1 protein-coding gene is annotated in these 207 nt (G+C 71.5%); it reads left to right on the top strand.

Annotation, left to right across the window (positions count from 1 at the left end; all coding sequences use genetic code 11):
* Positions 1-207 (top strand): hypothetical protein (locus tag JHD67_RS22200; protein WP_199101250.1); only part of this gene is annotated, 207 nt, incomplete at both ends.

Genomic DNA, 207 nt, shown 5'->3' with positions numbered 1-207 from the left:
GCAACCTGGGTGATGCGTCGGGTGCGGTGACCTTCAACGGCGGCGACCTCACGGCGACGCAGTCGATGAGCACGCAGCGTGCGATGACCATCGGCGCCGGCAACGGCTCGCTGACCACGCAGGCCGGCGTAACGCTGGCGGCGCAGGGCGATATCGGCGGCACCGGCGGCCTGGTGAAGAACGGCGCGGGCACCCTGGTGCTCTCGG

It is taken from the genome of Dyella sp. ASV21 (genome assembly GCF_016428975.1).
Lineage (GTDB): Bacteria > Pseudomonadota > Gammaproteobacteria > Xanthomonadales > Rhodanobacteraceae > Dyella.
The sequence above is the reverse complement of the archived record's forward strand: the minus strand, read 5'-3'. Positions and strand labels throughout refer to the sequence as shown.